This window comes from Rufibacter soli (genome assembly GCF_054781795.1).
On sequence record NZ_BAAGTS010000005.1, the window covers coordinates 484,743 to 508,869 of the forward strand.

The window sequence follows — 24,127 nt, forward strand, 5'->3', positions numbered from 1 at the left end:
GTTTTCAGCCTTCTTCTCTGCTTGACGGGCAAAGCATTCTCAGGCCTACGACTGGCCTGAACCAGACCCATGAAGCGGAAGCTGTTTTGAGCCTGTTTTTAGAAAAACAGGCTCAAAACAGAAACTGTGAGAAGACACCTGGAAAATGCCCTGCGCTACCCTGGGTAGCCGCCATTTAGAATCTAGGCCAATTACTGTAAAACCCCCATTTACCTTTATAATTAGTTACCATGAACGCACGATTACTCCTCTCTCTCTTCCTCAGTCTGCTGCTGCTGGAGGCCTCCGCGCAGCGGGCGAAATACAACTTCAACTCAGACTGGAAAGTGTTAGTAGGCGACCCTGCCGGCGCACAGGCTGCCTCCTTCGCGGACCAGTCCTGGAAGAAGGTAACCCTGCCCTATGCCTGGAACGAGGACGCAGCTTTCAAGAAAGACATTGTGGATCACCCCACCGGTATTGCCTGGTACCGCAAGCGGTTCAAATTACCTGTTTCGGCCAAAGGCCAGAAAGTGTTTCTGGAGTTTGAAGGCGTGCGGCAGGCCGGCGAGTTTTACCTGAACGGGGTGAAAATCGGCTTGCACGAGAACGGCGCCATGGCCTTTGGGTTTGACGTGACAGACGTGGTGAAAACCGGGAATGAGGAGAATGTGCTGGCGGTGAGAACAGACAATGACTGGAACTACAGAGAGAAGGCCACCAACCAGAAATACCAGTGGGAGGACAAGAACTTCAACGCCAACTACGGCGGCATCAACAAAAACGTGTACCTGCATGTGACGCCTAAGCTCTACCAGACGCTTCCGCTGTTCAGCAACCTGGGCACCACCGGGGTTTATGTGTATGCCAGTGACTTCAACATAAAAGGCAAATCTGCCACGGTGAACGCTGAGTCTCAGGTGAAGAATGAAACTAGCCAATCGCAGCAAGTGGCCTATGAGGTAACCGTGACGGACCTGAATAACAAAGCGGTGAAAACCTTCACGGGGGAGAGCGTGACCCTTGCCCCGGGTGAGACCAAGGTTATTAAAGCGGCTTCTAAGGTAAATGACCTCAATTTCTGGAGCTGGGGCTACGGCTACCTGTATGATGTAAAGACCGTGCTGAAAGTAAATAACCAACCGGTAGACGCGGTGGTAACCAAAACCGGGTTCAGGAAGACCGCCTTTGAAAACGGCATGATCTACCTCAATGACCGGGTGATCATGGTGCATGGGTATGCCCAGCGCACCTCTAATGAATGGCCTGCCATTGGGTTGTCTGTGCCGGCCTGGTTGAGTGATTACAGCAATAACCTGATGGTGGAGAGCGGCGGTAACTTGGTACGCTGGATGCACATTGCCCCCTGGAAGCAGGACATAGAATCCTGTGACCGCGTGGGGCTGATGCAGGCCATGCCCGCCGGCGATGCCGAGAAAGACGTGACCGGTACCCGCTGGGACCAGCGCGTGGCCCTGATGCGCGACGCCATCATCTACAACAAGAACAACCCCAGCATCATTTTCTACGAGTGCGGAAACGAGAGCATCAGTGAGCCGCACATGGCTGAGATGAAAGCCATCCGGGACCAGTATGACCCCAAAGGCGGCCGCGCCATTGGCTCCCGCGAAATGCTCAACAGCAAGATTGCCGAATACGGCGGCGAGATGCTCTACACCAACAAAAGCGCGCACATCCCCATGTGGGCCATGGAGTATTCCAGAGATGAGGGCTCGCGCAAGTACTGGGATGACTTTACCCCGCCGTACCACAAAGACGGCGACGGGCCCCAGGAATACCGGTCGGCGGCCACCAATACCATTGAGAAAAGGCCAGACGCCCGGGCCTATAACCGTAACATGGAAAGCCACGCCGCCGAGAACGTAAAACGTTGGTTTGAGTTCTGGAACGAGCGGCCCGGCACCGGTAAGCGGGTAAGCAGCGGCGGGGTAAACATTATCTGGTCAGAGTCGAACACCCACCACCGCGGAGAAGAGAATTTCCGGCGCAGCGGCGAGGTAGACGCCATGCGAATCAAAAAACAGAACTTCTTTGCCCACCAGGTCATGTGGGACGGCTGGGTAAACCCCGAGAAACCTGGTCTGCACATTGTGGGCCACTGGAACTATGCGCCGGGCGTGAAAAAAGACATTCTGGTTATTTCCTCGGCAGAAAAAGTAGAGCTAAAAGTCAACGGGAAATCCCTGGGATATGGCGTGAAAAGCGACGGCTTCCTGTTTACTTTCAAAGACATTGCCTGGAAAGCCGGTAACATCAGCGCAGTGGGGTATGACGCCAACGGAAAGCAAATCTGCTCCAGCAAAATAAGCACGGTAGGCGCGCCCGCGGCCCTGCGTCTGACCCAGATCAAACGGCCCACCGACTTCCTAGCTAACGGACAGGACCTGGCCCTGGTGGAGGTAGAGGTGGTAGACGCCAAAGGCAATCGTGTACCCACCGCCCTCCATATGATCAACTACACGTTGGAAGGCCCAGCTGAATGGAGAGGCGGCATTGCCATGGGACCCGATAATTACGTGCTGGCCAAAAGCTTTCCGGTGGAAGGCGGCGTGAACCGGTTTTTAATACGGTCTATTACTACGCCCGGCACTATCACGGTCAAAGCCACCACCGAAGGGCTTAAAGCGGCCTCGCTTACGCTCACTACTAAACCCTTTACAGTTGAGAACGGCCTGGCTACCACCTTGCCGGCCGCCGGGTTGCCTTCTATCTTAGACAGAGGCCCTACGCCTGCAACCCCTTCCTATACCATGACCCGCACGCCCCTCAATATTGTGAAGGCAACCGCCGGGGCCAATGCAGACAGCGCCGCCTTCAGCTTTGACGACAACGAGCTTTCTGACTGGGTGAATGACGGCAAACTGTCTACCGCCTGGATTGAATATACCCTGGAGCGCGAAGCTACCGTGAGCGAAGTCACCCTCAAGCTGAACAACTTCAGGTCACGGGTGTACCCGTTGGTAATCACGGTAGACGGGAAAGAGGCATTCAGAGGTAACACGCAGACCTCGCTGGGCTATTACACCATCAAATGCACCCCGCAGAAAGGCTCCAAAGTAAGGATTCAGCTAACCGGGGCCACTGCCACCAATGGCGGTAACACAGGCGTAGAGGTAAACGGCAAAAAACTGGACGACGGCGTGGTCCGAGATGACGCGAAAGCCAAAGGAACCATAAGTGTGATTGAAGCCGAGATCTATGAAGGTTTGCCAGGGGCCATCAAAACCGCCTCGCGCAAAAACTGACAATACTATAGGCCTTTCTGCCTGCAATTTCTGGTTGGAAACAGCTTTGGCTTTGTTAAATTGGAACGCAGATGGGCTGCGGCAAAACCTAGGTAAGCACTAGCAGCTTTGGCCAAGATGGTTTACACATGTCTGGCAGAAAAGTGTTCATTCTTCTTTTTTCGTTTTGGGCCCGTTTTTCAGAAAACAGGCTCAAAACGCAAAATTGGTAATTCCATTTCCAGCAGGATAAAGCAGGCCCTGGCTGGTAGCAGCATTCCTTACTAAGAATCATCTATTCAACCATGGAAGAAAATAAAGCCTTATCCAGAAGGAATTTCGTTAAAAATACCTCCTTGGCCACTGTGGCTGCCCTAAGTTTGCCGGCCTTAACCACAACCACCTTGGCGGCAGGGAAAGCCGGGAAAGAGATCGCCTTGGCAAAAAACGACATCATCCTTTTTCAGGGCGACAGCATCACGGATGCCTCCAGAAAGAAAGACGATGACAAATGGAACAGCCCGGCGGCGTTGGGCAACGGGTATGCGTTTCTGGCGGCGGCCCACTTGCTGCAGCACCACGCCGGTAAAGACCTAAAGATTTATAACCGGGGCATTAGTGGCAACAAAGTCTACCAACTGGCAGAGCGCTGGGAAAGAGATGCTCTGGACCTAAAGCCCGATGTGCTCAGCCTTTTGATTGGGGTAAATGATTTTTGGCACATGATTCAGGGTAAGTATAAGGGTACCGTCCAGACGTACCATGATGATTTTAAAACCTTGCTTCAAAAAACAAAGGAAAAGCTCCCAGACGTGAAATTGATTATTGGAGAGCCCTTTGCCGTGACGGGAATTAAAGCCGTAGATGAAAAATGGTTTCCGGCTTTTAATGAGTACCGGCAGGCAGCCCAAGAGATTGCCACTACCTTTAATGCAGTCTTTATCCCGTACCATTCCATTTATGAGAAGGCCCAGAAGAAGGCGCCTGGTGCATATTGGACGTATGATGGGGTACACCCCACGCTGGCCGGGGCCCAGCTAATGGCAGACGCCTGGCTTCAGGCCATCAAGGACTAAATTAAAACATCACTTCCAGGTAAATTTATCAGGTTTAAGAATGAACGGATTAGAACAGTTTTCCCTGCAAGGCAAAGTAATTGTGATCACCGGCGCCACCGGCGTGCTGGGCGAGGCCATGTCTCTGGCAGTAGCCAAAGCGGGAGCCAAAGTAGTGATCCTGGGCCGTAACCAGGAGCGGGCCGAAGAGCGGGTAGCTGCCATTAAGGCGGCTGGCGGAGAGGCCATGGCCATTTTATCTGATGTGTTGGATGAGGCGAAGTTGCAGGAGGCCAAAGAGACCATCTTACAGACCTGGGGTACCATAGACGGGTTAGTGAACGCGGCCGGCGGCAACATGCCCGGGGCCACCATCCAACCTCAGCAGGATTTGTTTGACCTGAGCATAGCGGATACCCGCAAGGCTGTAGACCTCAACCTGTTTGGCACCATCATTCCTACCCTGGTCTTTGGCAAAGTGATCGCGGAAAAAGGGAAAGGCTCCATTGTGAATATTTCTTCGCTTACCGCCCAACGACCGCTTACCCGCGTGCTGGGCTACACCCTGGCTAAGAAATCTGTGGAGGCCTATACCCAATGGATGGCCTCTGAACTGGGCTTGCGGTACGGCGACGGCGTGCGCATGAACGCCATCGCCCCGGGCGTCTTCCTCACCGAACAGAACCGGTCCCTTTTGCTTAATCCAGACGGAAGTCCCACAGAAAGAGCCCAGAAGTTTATTGCCCACACGCCTTTCCAACGGCTGGGTGAACCAGAAGAACTTACTGGTACGCTCATCTACCTGCTAAGTGATGCCTCTAAGTTTGTGACCGGTGAGACCATTCTGGTAGACGGCGGTTTTAACGCCTTCAGTGGCGTCTAACCGGCAGGCTCCTAAACCAATCTAGAGGCCCCTAAATCAGATTGATTCATTAAGAAATGCTCGGATCACCCCATTTTAGAACGAAAAGCGTACTGGTCCTAACGGTGCTTCTCTGCTTCCTGCTGGCCTTTACCAAAAAAGAGAAACCTGCCATTTGGCTGATAGGTGATTCTACCATGGCCTGGAAAAAGCCCGAGCGCGACCCTGAATCTGGGTGGGGGGAAGGGCTGAAAAAGGTGGTGAACCCCAAGGCCGTCGTGCATAACCATGCCGCCAGCGGCCGCAGTGCCCGAAGCTTTGTGAGCGAGAAGAGATGGGCAGCGGTGCTGGACAGCATTCAGCCCGGTGATTACGTGATCATTCAGTTTGGGCACAATGACCAAAAGCAGGATGACCCCAAACTCTACACAGACCCTTCCAGTTCTTATAAAGAATTCCTGCAGAAATTCATTGACGAAACCCTCGCCAGAAAAGGCATTCCGGTGATGTGCACGCCCATTGTGCGGCGTCATTTTGACGGCACCGGAAAGCTGGTAGACACCCACGGCGAATACCTAAACGCGGCCCGTGCCGTGGCCCGGGAAAACAAGGTGGGTTTGGTAGACCTGGAAGCGAAATCACGCGAGTTGGTAGCTGCGCTAGGACCCGAGAGATCCAAGTCACTGTACGTTTTCTGCGCGCCTAAAGAGTGCCGCAGAAGCTCAAAAGGGGTGCAGGACTCTACGCACCTCAACCACCAGGGCGCCCTGCAAATAGCCCAGTTGTTTGCCGCAGACGTGAAAAAGCAAAAACTTCCGTTGCGGAGGCTTTTGCAGTAGAATTTAATCCTGTAGACTACTTCTGAAGCAGAGGCTAATAGATGGACATCACATACTTCTGGTTGCCAAAGTTACCACAGCATCTTTTTCTTAGAACAACCAGATAGAACAGTGGATGCTTCTTTCACTCAAAAGACTGGTAGCACTTTAGGGACTTTGTGCCTGGCTTTATGGAAATCAAAATGAAGAAAATACCCCATTTCTATCTCAGTTTACTGCTATGTTTGGCCACCCAGGTCCTATATGCCCAAAAACCGAAGCCACCCATTATGGGCTGGAGTAGTTGGAACCACTTTAGGGTACACATTGATGAAAAAACAATTAGAGAGCAGGCCGATGCTATGGTTGCCTCTGGTATGTATGATGCGGGTTACCGTTTTGTCAATATAGATGACGGTTATTTTGGAGGACGTGATGCCGCCGGTAAACTGTTCCCAGATCCAAAGAAATTTCCGTCAGGCATGAAAGCCTTAGCCGACTATATCCATAGCAAAAAATTAAAGGCGGGTATTTACACCGATGCGGGCCCCAATACGTGCGGTTCTATTTACGATAAGGACGAAAAAGGCCTAGGGGTAGGTATTTACGGTCATATTAACCAGGACCTGAATCTCTTTTTTAAGGAGTGGGGCTATGACTTCCTGAAAGTAGATTGGTGCGGAGGGGAAAAGCTGAAGTTGGATGAGGAAACAGAATACATGAAGATTTTGAATTCCGTGAAAGCGATTAGCCCTAATCTAGTCTTTAATGTTTGCCGCTGGAAATTTCCTGGTGAGTGGGCCATCAAAAAAGCTGATTCCTGGCGAATTTCATCTGATATCAGGCCTGAATTCTCCTCTGTGCTTAGGATCATTGAACTAAACGCAGATTTTCACCAATATGCTTCGGCTGGCCATTACAATGACATGGACATGCTACAGGTTGGTAGAGGCATGAGCTATGACGAGGACAAAACTCATTTCTCCATGTGGTGCATGCTCAACTCCCCGTTACTTGCGGGTAATGACTTACGGAGCATGTCAGCCCAGACCCTGGAGATCCTCACCAACAAGGAAATAATTGCCCTGAATCAGGATGAAGGTTTTAGGCAAGCCTCAAGAATATTCAAAGAAAATGGCGTGGAGGTATGGGTGAAAGCTTTAGGCAAAAATGGCAAGTCTAAAGCAATAGCCCTTATGAATAGGGGAGGCAAAGAAGCAGTCTTTGTCCTTAATCCTGTTACCGTAGGTATCAAGGAGAACAGCCAATTAAGAGACCTGTGGCTACACAAAAATTTGGGGAAAGTGGGAAACGAAAAACAATTTACCATTCCAAAGCATGGTATTGTAGTAGTGAAAGCGGGATAATAACAGAGTTGAAAACTTATTACAGTACTTTTCTGGTCCAATACTTTCATATGTCTGCAAAAGAAACGATTGGCCCAACGGATGACGCAGGTAGGAACAGGATAAGCCCTAAAGCCTTAACGCAAAGTTCAATACAGACCTTCTGGCTTTAAGTGCTGAAAATGTAAGGCATTAGCATTGGAGTGATTAAAAAGAATACAAGTGTAGTGCAGGAAAAGGAGTATGTCGTGTTACAAGTTAGTTAAGGGATTACCAGTTTAGTAGCCCTTGGCTTGCTGTAAGCGCATAGACTAAGACCAGTAGGGAACAGCTTATACAACCTTTGGCTGTCCCTGCCAACAATTTATAGTAACCGCATGAGAAACCCCCTCTATTTTTTATTGCTTTGTTTTTACCTGCTGCTTTGGCAACCAGCTAAGTCCCAGAATTCTCCGGCGCCCTTAAAGCTGGTTACGTTTGTCATGACCCCCAGCGCTGATGACTGGAAATACACCGTAAACCAACCGGCCTCTGTGCAGGTAACCGTCTTAAAGAATGATGTGCCCCTGCGCGGCGTGACCATCAGTTATGAGTTTGGGCCCGAAATGCAACCAGCAGAGAAAAAGGGCAGCATGCAACTAAAAGATGGTCAGGTAAAACTAGACATAGGTACCAGTAAAGAGCCTGGGTTCCGGCAGCTTATTGTGATAGCCGAGTACCAGGGCAATACTTACAAAAGCATAGTAAAAGTAGGGTTCTCACCAGAAAAAATAGCGCCTACCGTTCCCATGCCCAAAGACTTTCTGGCCTTCTGGAACAAAGCCAGGGCCGAAGCAGTCAAAATTCCCTTAGATGCCCAGGTGACGCACCTCCCAGAGTATTCCACGGCCAAGGTAGACGTATACTTGGTGAACCTGCAGAACTACAAATTGGGGCAGCGTTTATACGGCTACCTGTGCAAGCCTAAGGCTCCGGGCAAATACCCGGTGCTGTTCACGCCGCCGGGGGCAGGGGTGAAGCCCGCTGCTCCGTACACGGCCTTCGCGGAGCAGGGTTTTATCAGCTTCAGTATTGAAATACACGGCCACTCGCCTATGCTTAGTGATAAAGTCTATGACAGCCTCAAAAAGGTACTGGCCAACTACAACTCCCAAAACCAGGAAGACAGGGATGCCTATTACTACAAAAAGGTGTACCTGGGCTGCGTGCGGTCCATTGATTACCTGGTGAGCCTGCCCGAGTATGACGGCAAGAACGTGGTGGTCACGGGCGGCAGCCAGGGCGGAGCCCTGGCCATTGTCACCGCGGCCCTTGACAAACGGGTGAAAGCTCTGGCTTCCTTTTACCCCGCCCTCAGTGACATGACGGGCTACCTGCACGGCCGGGCCGGTGGCTGGCCACATCTCTTTACCAACGGCAGTAATTCAGACGCCATTACCCAGGCCAGAATCACCACCATTGGATACTATGATGTGGTGAACTTCGCCAAACAACTCACGGTGCCTGGCTTCTACTCCTGGGGCTACAATGACAATACCTGTCCGCCCACGTCTGTGTACGCGGTGATCAATTCTATAAAAGCGCCTAAGACCATTTCCCTCAGCCCCATTGCCGGCCACTGGCGCTTTGAGGAAACCAATCAGGAGTCAATCAAATGGCTTAAGCAACAGGTAGAAAAATAACTGGTGCTGGCTTAAATCTAAAGAATAACGGGAGAGCAAACCTCGACAATTTAAAGTCCCCCCCCATTTGCGTTTTGAGCCTGTTTTTCCAAAAACAGGCTCAAAACAGGTGGGAACCATAATAGCCACATTCTGGCTAAAACAAAAGCCTGGTGGTACTCCCTAAAACAGGGTTTGTACCACCAGGCTTTTTAATTCTCTTAAGGTAGAATGGCTTTACATGCCTGAACCACCATTTCCTCTTGCGCCCTGACGGAAGTTTCCTCTTTCCCTTTCGCCGCCTGGGGCTCTTTCTCCACCCGGGCCCCGTTGGCCAGGACCTCTTTCGCCGGGGGCGGCCCCGGTAAAGGTGCGGATGTTGTAGGAGAAGGTAAACATGAAAAAGCGCTGGAGCACGGTAGACTGCACATCCTGCACGTAGGCATCTGCCACGGTGCGCTGCACGCTGATGTTTTGGCCTAACAGGTCATTTACACTCAGGCTAACTTCGCCTTTCTGGCTCTTGAACACTTTCTTGCTGAGGCTCATGTTCAGGAGGGTATAGTTGGTGTTGAAGCCGTTAGACAAACCGGCGTTTAACTGGTGGCTCAACTCAGTGCGGTACACAAACCCGTTAAAGAACCGCAGATTGGCCCGCAGTTGGGTAGACTGGTTGAAGAAGTTATTGTTCTGCTCTTTGCGTAAGGTATTGGTAATGATATTGTAGCTGGAGTTGGTGGAAATATTGAAGTCCACGTTCTGGCTGATGTTGCTGCTCAAAGACCCGCCCAAGCCATAGTTGGTAGTAGTGGAGAAGAATTGCTGGTTGTTAAATAAACCGGGGGTTTTGTTGTAGCCCACAGACCCGAAGAAGTTGATGTTGGATTTAATAAGTTTCAGGGGCTGACCATAGCTCACAAAGGAACGGGCGCTCCAGTTGCCGTCCAGGTTCACCGGCCTGATTAACTGCGCGCCCCGGCTGATCTCCAGGCCCGTCAGCAACGGCTCGGACTCAAGGTTGGTTTCTATGGTGCTGTTGGTGATGTAGTCATCGGTTTTGGCCGCGTTAATGAAGAAGGAGAACACGCGGTTAGTCTCAGTGTCAAAAGAGCGGTAGCGCAGGTTCAGAGAGTTCTGGAAAGACTGTACCAGGTTGGCATTCCCTGTCCTGAACCTTAGGAGGTTGGTATTGTCCACCACTTCCTGCAGTTGGGTCACGGAAGGAGCGTTGGTGTTAGTGCGGTAATCCAGTTGCAGGTTTTTGGTTTTGGAGAATTTGTATTCCACCTGCGCTGTAGGCAGCACGTTATGGAAGGTCTTGTCTATTTGGTAGTACTTGGGGAATTCCTGCTCATTTTGCAGATTGGCCACCTGGTATTGCCCTTCCACCTGTACCCGCAGTTTCTCTGAGTTGTACTGATAACTGGTTTTAGCCGTCTGGGTGAGGTATTCACTGTCAAAGGAATTGCTCAGGCGGCTGTTAAATTCGGTGTAGTCTGCCTCCCCAAAATCATAGGCCAGGCGCTCAGAATCCTCCTGACGGTTACTGATGCTGTAGTCTGCCTGTACTCTGGCTTTCTCGCCAACTCTCTCGCTTAAGGCCACGTTCCCGCGCCAGTTCAACCCGTTTCTGGAAGAATTAATGCGTTGGTTGAGGTACTTGCTTTTTTCTGGTTGCTCAAAATCTACCACATTGGTAATTCGGTACGTGTCGCCGTCATTTACCGAGTAGCCGGTATTCAGGCCCACTGAAAGCGTACGGCCCGGCTTGTCAAAACGGTGACTGAAGTTAAGGTCGTTGCTCAGGTTGTAGGAGTAACTGTCAGCGTCAGAGCGGTTATCGGTGGTGGTCAGGATAGCCTCATCGTAGGCGTCGTTTTCGCGGTTTGAGTCAAAGATAGACCTTCCGGTGGTGTTGGAGAAAGACTCGTTTTTCTGGACGGAAAGCCGGGGCGTGATCAACAACCGGTTGCGGTCATTCATCTTGTAGTCTACCCGCAGGTTGAACTGGTGGTTCTCGTTGCGGTTGGTGTTAAAGCTGTTATCGCTATTTTGCTGCTCGTAGAACTGGGAATTAAAGTAGTCCCGGAAACTCAGGCGGTTATTTTCGTTCTTGCTGTTGCTGTAGTTGTAGTTGCCGCTGGCTTCTATCTTAGTACCCCACTGGTCACTATAATTCAGCCCGAAGTTGTTGGTGGTGGAGATACCGCTTCCGCCGCCGCCACCGCCCATATTGCGGCGACCTCTCATGCCTCCGCCGGGCGCTTCACCCACGGAGAAATCCTGCATGTTGATGTTGTTGGAGAGTCCGTTCACGGTGAACCGGCGGTCGCCTTTAAAGAAGTTGACGCTGGCGCCTATCATGTATTTTTTATCTGGTCCAACCCCCGCAGATACTTTCCCAAACTGGCCCTGGCGACGATTCTGCTTGGTGACCACATTGATAGTCTTGGCGCGGTTGCCATCGTCAAAGCCACTGAACTCGGCCTGGTCACTTTTCTTGTCAAAGATCTCAATGTTTTCTATCACCTCGGCGGGCAGGTTGCGCAGGGCCGTGTTGGCGTCTTCCCCAAAGAAGCGTTTGCCATCTACCAAAACTTGTTTCACCTCTTCCCCCTGGGCCTGTATTTTGCCGTCTACCACCGTCACGCCCGGCAGTTTAGTCACCAGTTCCTCGGCGCTGGCATCGGCGGCCACTTTGAAGGCCCCGGCATTGAACACCGTGGTGTCACCTTTTTGCGAGCCCAAGGCAATACTGCCAGTAATCTTTACCTCCTGCAATGAATTAGCGCTTTCCTCCAGCAGTAATTGCCCCAGGGCAAGCGCTCCATTTTGTACCTGCACGGTTCGGGTAAGCGTCTTATAGCCCAGGTAATTTACCCGTAAAGCATACTGCCCTGGTTTCACGCCCTGAAACCTGAAGTTCCCATCCTTGTCTGTTCCGGTAGCGGATTTCATAGAGTCGGGTAGAGTAATTAGCAGAACGGTGGCCCCTGGCAGCGTCTCTTTGTTTTGGGCACTGTGCACGGCGCCAGTAACCGAAAATCCCTGCGCCTGGGCATAGGTTACGCTGGAAATAAAAAGCAGGAGAGATAACAGTGCTTTCATAAAAGAGGAAAGTGAATTTCGGGGTTAGACTAAAAAAGGGGGCAAGGGTTTATTAGGAAGTAGAAGAAACTTGATATTTATTTTTTTGGAGCTAAAAACAGACGAAAGGTGAGGGTTCTGTTATGGGTAATTAACAAAATTGAATACACAGAATACTTTATTTTGGAGGTAGGCTTAGTTTAAAATGAGGCATGATAACTTTCTCTATTGATAAAAGGAAAAAACCGAAAGGGCGATTACTAAATAAGGATTTTAGTGAGCAAACTATTACTAATAATTGCAAAATAGTTGCCAGGATTAGGCCGATTGTAGGGGTTTTTGAAGAGAAGGATTTGATAGAGGCAAGAGCAAATCTGGAAAGAAAAGCTTTAAGGGAAATTATGTATGGTTGTAAAAAGGCCTTATGTGCTTTTAAGCTAATGTTTTGACAATAGTTTCTTCATCAGGATGGTGTCATTTATAATGGCTTCCCTTAAGAACTCACTACTAGAGTCTGATCTATAAAAAACGGTTGTTAGTAATGGTGCTATCCATTTTTATAAAGGTTTGAAATTTTGCTCCTTTTAGAATAATTATATCTTATTTATGTGATGAGGTGATAAATAATTAACATTAATAGGGTATAGCAGGATAGGACAGGATGCCCTTAAAATAGAATCTGGATATACTTAGGTTCAACTTAGAATAGCCATTCTAAGTCCTATTTAAATCTGGTGCTTTTTAAAATAATTTCTAAACTTTTTCCTGCGTCTATGCAAATACCTCTACAACTGCCTATCGTCAAAGGCTATGGAGAAAGGCTGAGAAGGCCACTTTCTTCCTTGCGTTTTTTGGCTTTGCTACTGGCCATCTGGGTTCTTGGTACCCAGGATTCTGCTGCCCAAAAGTGGAACATTTTAGGCAATGAAAGCCAGATTGCTTCTGGGGCTTCTGGTTATACTTCTATTGCCGTGCTCAATGAGGTGCCCTACGTAGTCTTCACGGAAAGTGGCACAGCCAAAGTGAAAAGAAAGAATGCTACCACCGGCGCCTGGGAACTGGTTGGCAATTCCATCGGCGGCAACCTTACTTATACCAGGCTTCTGCTGGATAGACAGGAGAACCTTTATGTGACCTATGTAGATGCGGCTAATGGAAATAAGCTGGCCGTTAAAATTTTTAATACAGAAACAGAGGTATGGGAACCCCTCAATAGCACTGCCAGCAATCTGTATGTTTCTTCTGGTTCGGTAAACGGTATGAGCGGTGTTACCCAGTATAGTTCTACCCCGCGAAGCTCACTCACTTTTGATTCTGATAACACACCCTATATTGCTTTTTCAGATGGCGCTAACCTGACTCCTTTTGTCAAAAAGTTTGACGGTGCTTCCTGGGTAACTGTAGGTACGGGGGCTGTGAATGCCGCGGCCAAAGCGGTAGGCGTAAGCTTGGTGCTAGATGAGTCTGATGTGCCCTGGCTGACCTTTGTAAGTTTGAGTTCCACCACCTCCAGTACCGGAGCCTTGGCGCTGTATAATTTCAGTGGCGGCACCTGGACCTCCATTTCTGTGCCTAACCCCATACCGGGCGGCTCTACTACCTCGGGGGCCACCGGTGCCATACGGCATACCAGCATGGCCCTTAATGCGGCCGGTAACTTGACTATTGCGTACTTCAACACCGGAAACACCAATCGGGCTACGGTCTCCATATATAACAAAACCACCAATGTCTGGAGCTACTATGGAACGCTCTCTTCCCGTGATGCTCCCAACCTTAGCTTAGTTAGGGACATCTCCGGCAACCTGTATTGCTCTTTTATTGACAACATTGCCAGTACCGCCCGCTCACAGGCCCGCGTCTTTAAACAAGCGGCAGGCGCTACTTCCTGGGCAGAACTAAGAGACCTTTCAGTAACCTTAGGAGGGATAGATGAGCCGGTTGGTAACCTTACCATTGCCGCCGGAAGCGAGGTGCCCTTTGTCGTGTATACCAAAACCAATTCAAGCGGTATCAGCACACCCATTGTGCGGGAGTTTACGCCGCCCGCGGCTCCGGCGGTCCTTACTACTACCGGGGTCAGCAACATCACGCCCACCTCAGCCTCGGCCAGCGGAAACATTACTTCAGATGGTGGCTCAACTATTACCGAGCGCGGCATGGTCTACGGCACCAGTCCTAATCCTACCACCTCCAATAGCAAGGTGGTTGCCGCCACGGGCGGAACGGGGGCTTTTACCGTTAATCTCAGCGGCCTTACACCTACCACTTTGTATTATGTAAGGGCCTACGCTATCAATGGCGGCGGTAACACTACCACCTATGGCAACAACGTTCGCCTGAATTCGCTGGCCCAGCCAGATGCGATAGTGACCGGCCCCAAACAAATGGAGTTCCTAAACCGCGGTGTCGTGGCCGTGCGAACTTCTACCACTAAGGTATATGTGGGTTGGCGCCTCTTGGGCACCGAGCCCTCTGCCATTGCCTTTAACGTGTACCGTGACGGGGTAAAACTGAATGCCACGCCTATCACCGGTTCCACCAATTTTGAAGATAATTCTACGGTAAACGGGACCTACACCGTGCGCCCTGTTTTAAACGGAAAAGAAGGTGCTGCTTCAGCTCCGGTTACCGTGTGGGCCAAAAACCAGTTATCCATCCCTCTCCAGATTCCGGCTGGCGGCACCACCCCAGACGGCGCGTCCTATACCTATTCTGCGAATGACTGCTCCGTGGGTGATGTTGACGGCGACGGCGAGTACGAGGTGTTCCTGAAATGGGACCCTTCCAAACTGAACCACAATTCAGGGGGGTATTCCGGGGACCAGATCATTGATTGCTATAAACTGAACGGTACCCGCCTGTGGCGCATTAACCTGGGCAAGAACATCAATGCCGGGCCGCACTTCACGCAGTTCATGGTCTATGATTTTGACGGCGATGGAAAAGCCGAGATCATTCTGAAAACCGCCGACGGAACCGTTGATGGTACCGGTAAAGTGATCGGTGACGCTACCATAGACTACCGCAATAGCAGTGGCTGGGTACAGCAGGGACCTGAGTTCCTGACGGTGTTCAATGGCCTCACTGGCGCGGCCATGGCTACCACCACTTACCAACCCGCCCGCGGCAATGTGTCTGACTGGGGCGATAACTATGGTAACCGCCAGGACCGTTTTGTGTCGGCGGTGGCGTACTTAGATGGTACCCGCCCCAGCCTGATAGTGGGCCGCGGCTACTATGACAAACTGGTTCGGGCGGCCTATGACTGGCGCGACGGCCAACTGACCCTGCGCTGGATTTTTGACAGCAAGGACCCCAGTGACCCCGCTAACAATTCCTTCTCCAGCATGGGGAACCACCAGATGACCATTGGCGATGTGGACGGGGATGGCAAAGACGAAGTGATCAACGGTTCCAGCGCCATCAATGATAACGGCAAGCGCCTCTGGACCTACGGCTTCGGCCACGGGGATGCCATGCACATGTCTGACATGGACCCAGACCGCCCCGGGCAAGAGATTTGGGTGAGCCTGGAGTCTCAGGGCCAGTATGACGGCAACGGCCTTCGGCTGTATGACGCCAAAACCGGCCAGACTATTTTTGGGGTACCTACCACCGGTGACGTAGGCAGGGCCATGGCCGCTGATATTGACCCCGCCCACAAAGGCTATGAGGTGTGGGGTTCTTCAGGGAACCTGTACAATGTGAAAGGCGAGCAGATAGGCACCAACAAGCCTAACTACAACTTTGGCATCTGGTGGGACGGTGACCTGAGTCGTGAGTTGCTGGACAAGAACGTGCTGGACAAGTGGAACCCCACTACCAAGTCTATGAACCGTCTCTTCACTATTTATCAGGCGGCCCCTGTTACCTCCAACAATGACAGCAAGGGCACCCCAGGCCTAACCGCTGACATTATGGGTGACTGGCGCGAGGAAATGATTTTCAGGACTTCTGATAACACCCAGTTGATCCTGTTTACTACCACCCTTCCTACGCAGCACCGCATTCACACGCTCATGCATGACCCGCAGTACCGTACGGCAGTGGCCTGGCAGAACTCTGGCTACAACCAGCCGCCACACCCCAGCTTCTACCTGGGCAATGACATGCAGGCGCCGCCAACACCTAACATTGTGGTGCCAGATATGGAAGCGCCCAAAGTAGAAGGTGTCATCAGAAAAGAACCCACTGCAGAACAAACCAATGCCACCACGGTGGTGTATCAGGTTACTTTCTCAGAAGAGGTGAAGGGGGTGGATGTCTCTGACTTTACGCTTACGGCTACCGGAACCGCTGCTGGTACCGTAGAATCTGTAAGTGCCGCTACCGGTACTAACATAGAGGTAACTGTAGCCGTGACCGGCGACGGAGCTCTGCGTCTGGATGTAAAAGATAGCCAAACCGGCATCACAGACCTGGCCAACAATGCCTTGGACGGCGGCTTCACCGAGGGTGAAACATACTCCTTTGACCATACCGCCCCCACACTTCCTTCGGTGATCTTGGCCTCTAGCAATGCCGAGCCCGCTTTTGCCAAAGAAGGAGATGTGCTTACCCTAAACTTTACCGCCTCTGAGGCCATCACCAACCTTGCTGTAACTATAGCAGGCCATGCGGTGCAGGCCACGGCGCTGGGCAATAACCAATACACCACCACCTACACCCTGACCAATTCAGATATTGAAGGGGTGGTGCCGTTTACCGTGCAGTTCAAAGATGAGGTAGGCAATGCCGGGGATTTGGTGCATGCATCTACCAATACCCAAACCATTAACTATGACCGCTCTAGCCCCGTGTTCGCCAGTGCAGCCGTGAATAAGCCTACCCTAGAGGTACCAAACCATGTCCTGGAAGACATTTTGGTCAGCTTTGACATAGAAGAAGTCAATGGGTATCAGGTAGGAATCTCGGTGACCAGCAATGAGCCTGAGAATGGCTTAGGTGATGGTGATACCGGCCCAGACTGGGAAATCGTGAACACCAACCTGGTAAGGCTAAGGGCAGAGCGCTCTGCCACAGGTACGGGACGTGTTTACACCATTACCCTTACCGTCATTGACCAGGCGGGTAACGTTAGTACGCAAACCCTAACGGTAACCGTGCCTCTCAACCAAGGCGTATTAGCGTCTTCTGGGGGTAAAAAAGGCAATAGTCAGAACGGGCTTCTGGTCACCGCCCATCCTAACCCTACTACAGACGTCTTCAACCTGCTGGTAAGAAGCAACCTGGCGGCACCTATTACCTTAATCATCACAGATGCCACCGGTAGGTTGGTGGAAGAGAGAAGCGGGATAAGAGCCAACGGCAGGCTTTCTCTGGGAGAATCTTACCAGCCCGGCGTGTACTATGTGCAGGCCATTCAAGGAAATGAACGGTTTGTGCTCCGGTTGATGAAATAAAGGGAAGAGCCCTATTCCTACATATAAAAAAAGCTGCCTCCCTAGGGAGGCAGCCTTTTTTTATGGGCAAAGTTTTACTTTTTAGACAATCAGGGAGAGACAGGTCCATTAATCGCTGTCCATTTTGAGGCCGTTTTTCTAAAAACAGCCTCAAAACGGAAAGTGTTACCTAAGGTTTCCAATTTTGAAGACTAAGCATTTTCTACCTTTTCTTCCATTCTCCTTTTTGCGACTTCTTTATCCAATTGGCAACTTCATTTCCCCTCTACACAACTCCTTTATCCTCCTCGCAACTTCCTTTCTTCCAGGACCGCTTTTTCTCCCCCTTTTGTCATCCTGAAAGGATCTTGTGGGCGAACTAGAAAAGCTATAACTAACCGCATTTACCGTTCGCGACTGAGATCCTTCCAGGATGACAAAGGATATAGTTGATTTTGATTAGCAGGCTTTTCCGGTTTCCTCCAACCGAATAGTAATGTTTCCGAAACCCTAAAGCTGTTTTAAGCTCATTTTTCTAAAAATAGGCTCAAAACAGCTTTAGGGTTTTTATAGTAGTAGCAGGAAATACACGCTGTTGCTGTTAGACCACAAGGCCCCTTCAGGAACAGGGAGGGGTAGTAGGTTTTCTGCCGAGCCTGTAATCTGAAAGAGTGTTTGGGCCCTTTTGGGCAATTCATAGCGACAGGACCTGGCCTCCGGCAAAAGTATTTTTTGACAGAAGCCAGATTTCTATATCTTTGCCTCCATGAACTTCTCAAACAACGCATATTATTATTACTATCGCCGTGACTACCGTTTCGGAATAGGATGCGTATGTGCCACTTGATCTAGATAAACTCAAGTATACTCAAAGCCTGGTTCCGTAACGGACCAGGCTTTTTTTATTTTCTATAACCAGATAAAAAACGAAGCTAATATGAAAAGCGCAATGGAAGCACCAACTCCCGGTGAACGCATTATACCCACCCTGAAAGACATGCAACAGGTGTACCAGAACTATACCGCAGAAGACCAGCAGGTATGGAAAATCCTGTACGAGCGGCAGATGGCTGGCCTTCCCGGGCAAGCTTGCCAGGCATTTCTGGAGGGCCTGCACACCATAGAGTTCAGGCCCGAGGCCATCCCTGATTTTAAGAAGGTGAATACCCTTTTAAAAGAGGTAAGCGGTTGGGAAGTAGTGGCCGTAGAAGGCATTGTAGACGACAAAGTTTTCTTTAAGCTCCTCTCTGAACGCAAGTTTCCGGCCACTACTTGGCTGCGTCGCATGAGCGAATTAGATTACCTGGAAGAGCCGGATATGTTCCATGATGTGTTCGGGCACATTCCGCTGCTTACCAACGGGCCGGTCACCGAGTTTCTGCAGGCCATTAGTAAGATTGCCTATGAACACGCCGAAGACCCAGCGGCCATTGAGTTGCTTTCCAGAATTTACTGGTTTACCATAGAGTTTGGCCTGATCAGGGAAAACGAGCAACTGAGGGTTTATGGCGCAGGTATCCTTAGCTCGGTGGGTGAAACCAAGCACAGTCTCAGCGAAGACCCACTGCACTTTGCCTATGATGTAGACCAGATTTTGGATACCCCGTTCAGAAAAGATGTGTTCCAGGACAGATACTTTATTATTGACTCTTATGATCAGCTGCTCGGCTCCCTGGGTGAGATCAAGGCAAAACTAGAGGGAAGGCTAGCGTAACAGAGAGGTAAACGGAATCTTCCAACATAATCAGAAAGACTATGTCACTAACAGAAAAAAAATGCGTTCCCTGCGAAGGGGGTGTGCCCGCTATTCAAGGTGGGGAAATTGAAAACTACACGTGCCAGCTACAGAGCAAATGGACGGTGGTGGAAGAAAAAATGCTGCGCAGGGAATTTACCTTTCCTGACTTTGTCACCGCCCTAGACTTCGTAAACAAAGTAGGCGGCCTAGCCGAGGAAGAAGGCCACCACCCAGATCTGCACCTGTACTATGGAAGGGTAGTGGTAGAACTTTGGACCCACGCCATTAACGGGTTATCTGAGAATGATTTTATAATGGCCGCCAAGATTGATGCCTTGGGTGTTTAGGTTTTGCTTGTTAGGTAAATAAGGGAATGTCACCATCTAGCCGCTATTTTTTGGTGTCCCCAACGTGAGTAACCGAATACGATGGGCCTTCTGCCCGCTGGTGAGAAAACCAGCAAGGGCAGGGGTTAGTACTTGGGGCCTAGTGTCCCTTAAATTCCTCTGGTTCAAGTTTTCAACTTGGACCTACAAAGAGCTGAAGTTTTCAACTTCTGTGAGGCGATAGCCTCACCATACAAATTCTGGATACTGTTAAATACCTTAAAATGGCCTTGGGAAACCACTGCCCGCAAGCATCCTTGGTCCTCCTGAAAGGACCTTTCCGATGACTGGCAAACCTTTATTCTCTTCTCTCTTTGTCATCCTGAAAGGACCTTGTGGGCGAACTAGATAAGCCAACGTTCCACGCTATGACTCACAAAGCAAAAAGCTGTTTTGAGCTTGTTTTCTAAAAAACAGGTCTAAAACAGCTTTTTGCTTTAAGAGTTCTATCCAACTGCTGCTCATATACCCCTCGGCAGAAGCCGTCATCCCCCTACCCCCTTCAAAGGGGGACGAAATGCGTATGGTGAGGCTGTGCCTCAGGGAAGTTGCAAACTTCCCAAATAATGGGTCCAAGTTAGAAACTTGAACCAGAGAAGGATTTGGAAGGAAACGGTCTTCGGTCACAATCTGTCCCTACTTGACTGCCTTCAGTTTCAATTCACCGGTTTGCAGGCCTTTTCCTTTTACTTCCAAGGCAATGTCACCGGCCTTTTCACCGGATTGAACCAGTACCACCAGTTTGCCGCTGAACAGTTTCATGGTGGGCAGGTGGAACTGCTCCAGGGAGGTGGCGTCGCCGTTGCAGGCAGCGCGATAAGTGCCGGCGCCTTTCACGCTAAAGGTCAGCTGGTCGGTGGCGATAGGGCAGGGGTTGCCGTCTTTGTCTACCACCGATACCGTCACAAAGGAAAGGTCTTTGCCATCGGCCGTGATTTGGCTGCGGTCTGGCTGCAGTACCAGTTTGTAGGGTTTGCCGGCGGTCTTTATTTCCTGGGTGGCGGCGGGCTTTCCGTCTTTGCCGTAGGCCACCACTTTCACGGTGCCGGGCTCGTACTTCACATTCATCCACATGAGGCGGTAGCGGGTTTGGGAGGTGGCGTTGTGCTTCTTCTGGATGCCCTGGCTTTTGCCGTTGATAAAGAGTTCGGCGCTGTCATAGTTGGTGTACACAAACACCGGGGTGGTCTGGCCTTCGCGGCCTTCCCAGTTCCAATGCGGCAAAATATGCAGGGTCTCTTCCTGGGTGTTCCAGCGGCTGCGGTACAGGTAGAAACGGTCTTTGGGCAAGCCGGCTAGGTCATTGATCCCGAAGTACGAGCTACGCGACGGCCACTTGTCATCATAAGGAGTAGGCTCGCCTAGATAGTCAAAACCGGTCCAGACAAATTCGCCTATGACCCAGGGCTTGTCGTCCTGTAGTTTGAAATCCTCCTCGGGCAGGTTAGACCAGCTGCAGTATTCCAGGTCATAAGAGGAGCTCTGGAAATCTGGGTATTGCTTCTCAATGCCTTTCTCCACCGGGAATTTGTAAATACCTCTGGAACTAACCGTAGAGGCCGTCTCAGAACCCAAGATCAAACCCTGCGGGAACGCTTTGTAGGCCTCTTCATACAAATGGGTGCGGTAGTTCAGGCCCGGTATATCCAACAACGCCCCAAAGCCCGAGGCCATGGTGGCTTTCACCTGGTCCATGCCCACCGTCACCGGACGGGTAGGGTCCTCACGGTGGAAGATATCCTGCAGCCATTTGGCGCGTTTCACGCCTTCGGCCCCCCACTGGTCGGGTACCTCGTTGCCGGAGCTCCACATTACAATTGACGGGTGGTTGCGGGTGGCGTGCACCAGGTTCACCACGTCTTTCTCAGCGTACTCCGCAAAGAAGCGGTTGTAACCGTTCTTTACCTTGGGCTTGGCCCACTCGTCAAAGCTCTCAGCTAAGAACATAAAGCCCATCTCATCCGCGAGCTCCAGCTGTTCCATAGAAGGCATGTTATGTGAACTTCTAATAGCGTCACAGCCCATGTCTTTCAAGATCTGCAGCTGCCTACGCAGGGCCGCCTTGTTCACGGCCGCGCCCAAGGGCCCCAGGTCATGGTGCAGGCACACGCCTTTAAACTTGCGCACCTTGCCATTCAGACTGAACCCTACAGATGATTTATAGTTGATCTCGCGTATCCCGAAGCGGGTGGTCACCTCGTCTTTCAAGGTGTTGCCTACATAGAGTTTAGTCACCGCGGTGTAGAGGTAAGGGGTCTCGGGGCTCCAGAGCTGCGGGTTGGCTACCGCCAGGTTCTGCTCAAACTCCTGGCCATAGCGCTTGCCCGTACTGTCGGTGGCCACTGTGGTTCCTTTGGCATCCAGCACCTGGGTTACCAGCCGCACGTTTTCGCCGGAGGCCTTGGTTTTGATGTTCACCTTGGCCAGGTCCTTAGCGATAATGGGGGTGGTCACGAAGGTGCCCCACTGGTCAATGCTCTCCTGGTTCTTGACAATCACCTGCACCTTGCGGTACAAGCCGGCCCCCGGGTACCAGCGCGACGACTGGCCCTGGTTGCTCAATTGCACCGCCAAGGTGTTTTTCTTGCCTTCCAGTATCTGGTCAGTGATGTCAAAGTAGAAATAGCTGTAGCCATAGGCCCATTCGCCTACCTTTTGCCCGTTCACATAGACCTTGGGTTCGCTCATGGCGCCTTCAAAGACAATGAGTACTTTCTGGCCTTTCTTGTAGTGGGGCAGGGTAAACTCATTGCGGTACCAGGCTTCGCCTATGTAAGGCAAGGCGCCGGTGCGGCCGGTTTTCTCAGAGGCTACCTTCTCGTTGTTCTGCTCAATGGCCACCACCTGCTTGTCTACCTCTTTGTCAAAAGGTCCATAGATGGCCCAGTCATGGGGTACCGTTACCTTCTGCCAGGCTTTGTCATTGAAATTCACCTGATAGGCCTGGGCGTTGGCTCCTTTTTTAAACTTCCAGTTATCTGTAAGCTCCGTGACCACCCGTACCTGCGCCAAGGAAGCGTGGGAAACCAGGAGTAATAGTCCTACTATCCACTTATTCATGATTTCTTTCTTACGTGTAGCCCAAAAATAAGCAATTTAGGACGGGGTGCCTATTTTAGGTGTCAAATTGATACTTTTAAAGTTAGCCCGGGCTGCGGCTTCCTTTTGTCTTAGAAATAGCTATTATCAGGCACAAAATGCTGTATGTTTCACAGGTAAGAGAAGGCAATAAACACAGTTCAGGATATGGCAGCAGGTAGCAATAAAAATGAACTTTCTGCAGGTTGGTGCAAAGATTCAGGTGATCTGACTTAAGGATTTTCTAGAGATTTTAAAGGCGATTGTACGCAAGGAGTTAGGCACAGGAGGTCTACTACAGGTAGTATTTCGTTACCGGTTCCAGGGCTTGAAAAGCATAGGGTAAGCTAGAAGCGACACGACCTGGGCGGATCAATAATGCCCCAAACTTTGGAGTGAAGCCCCTGATGGAAGGTAGATAACCCTTCTTCCCAAATCATTCCTGCCCCATTATTTCAAACCCTTTGCTCCTCTTAAAAGGTAAAACCATTTTTAAGTGACTACCGTTGCGCTATAAAACAGTGGCATTGAAGGTGTCTCCTTGGGCCACATCACCTGTATCAAAGCCTTTCTTAAACCATCTTACTCTTTGGGCAGAGGTGCCGTGGGTGAAGGAGTCTGGCACCACTCTTCCTGTGGATTGCTGTTGAAGGCGGTCATCACCGATGGCACTTGCCGCATTCAGGGCTTCCTCCAGGTCGCCAGCCTCTAAAAAGCCTGTGGCTCTTTGGGTATGGTTCGCCCACACGCCGGCGTAGAAATCAGCCTGTAACTCTACCCTTACCATGAGCTTATTGAATTCCGCTTCGGAGAGTTGGCCGCGCATGGCATTTACCTTTTGCATGGTGCCCGTAATGTTCTGAATATGATGCCCTACCTCATGGCCTACCACATATGCTTGTGCAAAGTCTCCCTCAGCGCCAAGCTTGTTTTCCATTTCCTCAAAAAAGCTCAGGTCAATGTACAGCTTTTCATCACCAGGGCAATAAAAGGGCCCTGAGGCGGAAGATGCTTGCCCACAGGCGGAGCTTACCTGCCCCGAGAATAATACCAAAGTTGGTTCTCTGTACCCTTGAATTAGCTTGCTCCATACATCTTCAGTATCTGCCAGCACCACGGCCGTCTGTTCTGCTAGTTGCTGTTCTTCCGCGTTCCCCTGATAGGTACCCGATTGTGCATACTGCGGTTCTCCGCCCACGAATTGTTGTAAAAGCGTGATGGGATTGGTTCCTGTTAAAAAGAACACCAGTGCCAGTACGGCTACAATACCCAACCCTATTTTAGAGAACAGGAGCCGGAACAAAGGTATGAGGAGCATAGGGCTGATGCCTCCGCCTCCGCCCAAACCACCTCCGCCTTGTCCTCTAACGTCTTCTATATTGCTGCTTTTTCTTCTGCCTTGCCATTTCATGAAAATATGTTTTAATGAAGTGAAGGGTAGTCTATCTGAATGTTCTCAATGGTTCTATTGGAATCTCAGCCTTTCCC

General features: G+C 50.7%; 13 protein-coding genes and 1 pseudogene. 10 read left to right on the forward strand and 4 right to left on the reverse strand.

The features are described from left to right. Positions 1 to 230: 230 nt before the first annotated feature. The 6 genes from ACYVJQ_RS16435 to ACYVJQ_RS16460 all read left to right on the forward strand — a co-directional run bounded on the left by ACYVJQ_RS16435 (position 231) and on the right by ACYVJQ_RS16460 (position 8,987). Positions 231 to 3,245, forward strand: coding sequence for a glycoside hydrolase family 2 protein (locus ACYVJQ_RS16435; RefSeq protein WP_460894198.1), 3,015 nt, complete (start codon positions 231 to 233; stop codon positions 3,243 to 3,245). Positions 3,246 to 3,529: 284 nt separating this feature from the next. Beyond that, complete coding sequence (locus ACYVJQ_RS16440) at positions 3,530 to 4,300, forward strand: SGNH/GDSL hydrolase family protein (RefSeq protein WP_460894199.1); 771 nt, start codon at positions 3,530 to 3,532, stop codon at positions 4,298 to 4,300. A 40-nt stretch (positions 4,301 to 4,340) separates the two neighbouring features. Continuing rightward, on the forward strand, positions 4,341 to 5,162 hold the full coding sequence (locus ACYVJQ_RS16445) for an SDR family oxidoreductase (protein WP_460894200.1): 822 nt from the start codon (positions 4,341 to 4,343) through the stop codon (positions 5,160 to 5,162). A 56-nt stretch (positions 5,163 to 5,218) separates the two neighbouring features. Next, positions 5,219 to 5,980 carry a rhamnogalacturonan acetylesterase gene (locus tag ACYVJQ_RS16450; RefSeq protein ID WP_460894201.1) on the forward strand — a complete coding sequence of 254 codons (762 nt, stop codon included), beginning with the start codon at positions 5,219 to 5,221 and terminating at the stop codon, positions 5,978 to 5,980. A gap of 269 nt (positions 5,981 to 6,249) precedes the next feature. Beyond that, positions 6,250 to 7,326: a glycoside hydrolase family 27 protein gene (locus ACYVJQ_RS16455; protein ID WP_460894202.1), complete on the forward strand. Its 1,077-nt coding sequence runs from the start codon at positions 6,250 to 6,252 to the stop codon at positions 7,324 to 7,326. A gap of 356 nt (positions 7,327 to 7,682) precedes the next feature. Further along, entirely contained in the window at positions 7,683 to 8,987 is a 1,305-nt protein-coding gene (locus ACYVJQ_RS16460) for an acetylxylan esterase (RefSeq protein ID WP_460894203.1), read from the forward strand. 216 nt (positions 8,988 to 9,203) lie between these two features. On the opposite strand, the gene ACYVJQ_RS16465 is transcribed toward ACYVJQ_RS16460, so the two are convergent. Then, the gene (locus ACYVJQ_RS16465) at positions 9,204 to 11,330 is read right to left on the reverse strand and encodes an outer membrane beta-barrel protein (RefSeq protein ID WP_460894620.1); all 2,127 of its coding nucleotides are present in this window, start codon (positions 11,328 to 11,330) and stop codon (positions 9,204 to 9,206) included. Positions 11,331 to 11,744: 414 nt separating this feature from the next. After that, positions 11,745 to 12,074, reverse strand: a pseudogene (locus ACYVJQ_RS16470) (carboxypeptidase-like regulatory domain-containing protein); the annotation flags it as partial. Between the two features lie 191 nt (positions 12,075 to 12,265). Here ACYVJQ_RS16470 and ACYVJQ_RS16475 point away from each other — a divergent pair. The 4 genes from ACYVJQ_RS16475 to ACYVJQ_RS16490 all read left to right on the forward strand — a co-directional run bounded on the left by ACYVJQ_RS16475 (position 12,266) and on the right by ACYVJQ_RS16490 (position 19,522). Continuing rightward, positions 12,266 to 12,502 (forward strand): hypothetical protein, encoded by a 237-nt coding sequence (locus tag ACYVJQ_RS16475; protein ID WP_460894204.1) that lies wholly within the window; start codon positions 12,266 to 12,268, stop codon positions 12,500 to 12,502. A gap of 324 nt (positions 12,503 to 12,826) precedes the next feature. Beyond that, complete coding sequence (locus ACYVJQ_RS16480; RefSeq protein WP_460894205.1) at positions 12,827 to 17,458, forward strand: rhamnogalacturonan lyase family protein; 4,632 nt, start codon at positions 12,827 to 12,829, stop codon at positions 17,456 to 17,458. A 928-nt stretch (positions 17,459 to 18,386) separates the two neighbouring features. Then, entirely contained in the window at positions 18,387 to 19,151 is a 765-nt protein-coding gene (locus ACYVJQ_RS16485) for a phenylalanine 4-monooxygenase (protein WP_460894206.1), read from the forward strand. Positions 19,152 to 19,192: 41 nt separating this feature from the next. Further along, positions 19,193 to 19,522, forward strand: coding sequence for a 4a-hydroxytetrahydrobiopterin dehydratase (locus ACYVJQ_RS16490; protein ID WP_460894207.1), 330 nt, complete (start codon positions 19,193 to 19,195; stop codon positions 19,520 to 19,522). Between the two features lie 675 nt (positions 19,523 to 20,197). On the opposite strand, the gene ACYVJQ_RS16495 is transcribed toward ACYVJQ_RS16490, so the two are convergent. Further along, a complete protein-coding gene (locus tag ACYVJQ_RS16495; protein ID WP_460894208.1) occupies positions 20,198 to 22,621 on the reverse strand; it encodes a DUF4982 domain-containing protein in 2,424 nt (807 codons plus the stop codon). Positions 22,622 to 23,150: 529 nt separating this feature from the next. Continuing rightward, positions 23,151 to 24,050, reverse strand: coding sequence for a KPN_02809 family neutral zinc metallopeptidase (ypfJ, locus tag ACYVJQ_RS16500; RefSeq protein ID WP_460894209.1), 900 nt, complete (start codon positions 24,048 to 24,050; stop codon positions 23,151 to 23,153). Between the last annotated feature and the right edge of the window lie 77 nt (positions 24,051 to 24,127).

Coding starts and splice junctions, on each gene's coding strand:
- ACYVJQ_RS16445 (WP_460894200.1), top strand. CDS start 4,341: ATGAACGGATTAGAACAGTTTTCCCTGCAAGGCAAAGTAATTGTGATC.
- ACYVJQ_RS16490 (WP_460894207.1), top strand. CDS start 19,193: ATGTCACTAACAGAAAAAAAATGCGTTCCCTGCGAAGGGGGTGTGCCC.
- ACYVJQ_RS16460 (WP_460894203.1), top strand. CDS start 7,683: ATGAGAAACCCCCTCTATTTTTTATTGCTTTGTTTTTACCTGCTGCTT.
- ypfJ (WP_460894209.1), bottom strand. CDS start 24,050: ATGAAATGGCAAGGCAGAAGAAAAAGCAGCAATATAGAAGACGTTAGA.
- ACYVJQ_RS16475 (WP_460894204.1), top strand. CDS start 12,266: ATGATAACTTTCTCTATTGATAAAAGGAAAAAACCGAAAGGGCGATTA.
- ACYVJQ_RS16485 (WP_460894206.1), top strand. CDS start 18,387: ATGGAAGCACCAACTCCCGGTGAACGCATTATACCCACCCTGAAAGAC.
- ACYVJQ_RS16465 (WP_460894620.1), bottom strand. CDS start 11,330: ATGATAGGCGCCAGCGTCAACTTCTTTAAAGGCGACCGCCGGTTCACC.
- ACYVJQ_RS16455 (WP_460894202.1), top strand. CDS start 6,250: ATGGGCTGGAGTAGTTGGAACCACTTTAGGGTACACATTGATGAAAAA.
- ACYVJQ_RS16495 (WP_460894208.1), bottom strand. CDS start 22,621: ATGAATAAGTGGATAGTAGGACTATTACTCCTGGTTTCCCACGCTTCC.
- ACYVJQ_RS16435 (WP_460894198.1), top strand. CDS start 231: ATGAACGCACGATTACTCCTCTCTCTCTTCCTCAGTCTGCTGCTGCTG.
- ACYVJQ_RS16440 (WP_460894199.1), top strand. CDS start 3,530: ATGGAAGAAAATAAAGCCTTATCCAGAAGGAATTTCGTTAAAAATACC.
- ACYVJQ_RS16450 (WP_460894201.1), top strand. CDS start 5,219: ATGCTCGGATCACCCCATTTTAGAACGAAAAGCGTACTGGTCCTAACG.
- ACYVJQ_RS16480 (WP_460894205.1), top strand. CDS start 12,827: ATGCAAATACCTCTACAACTGCCTATCGTCAAAGGCTATGGAGAAAGG.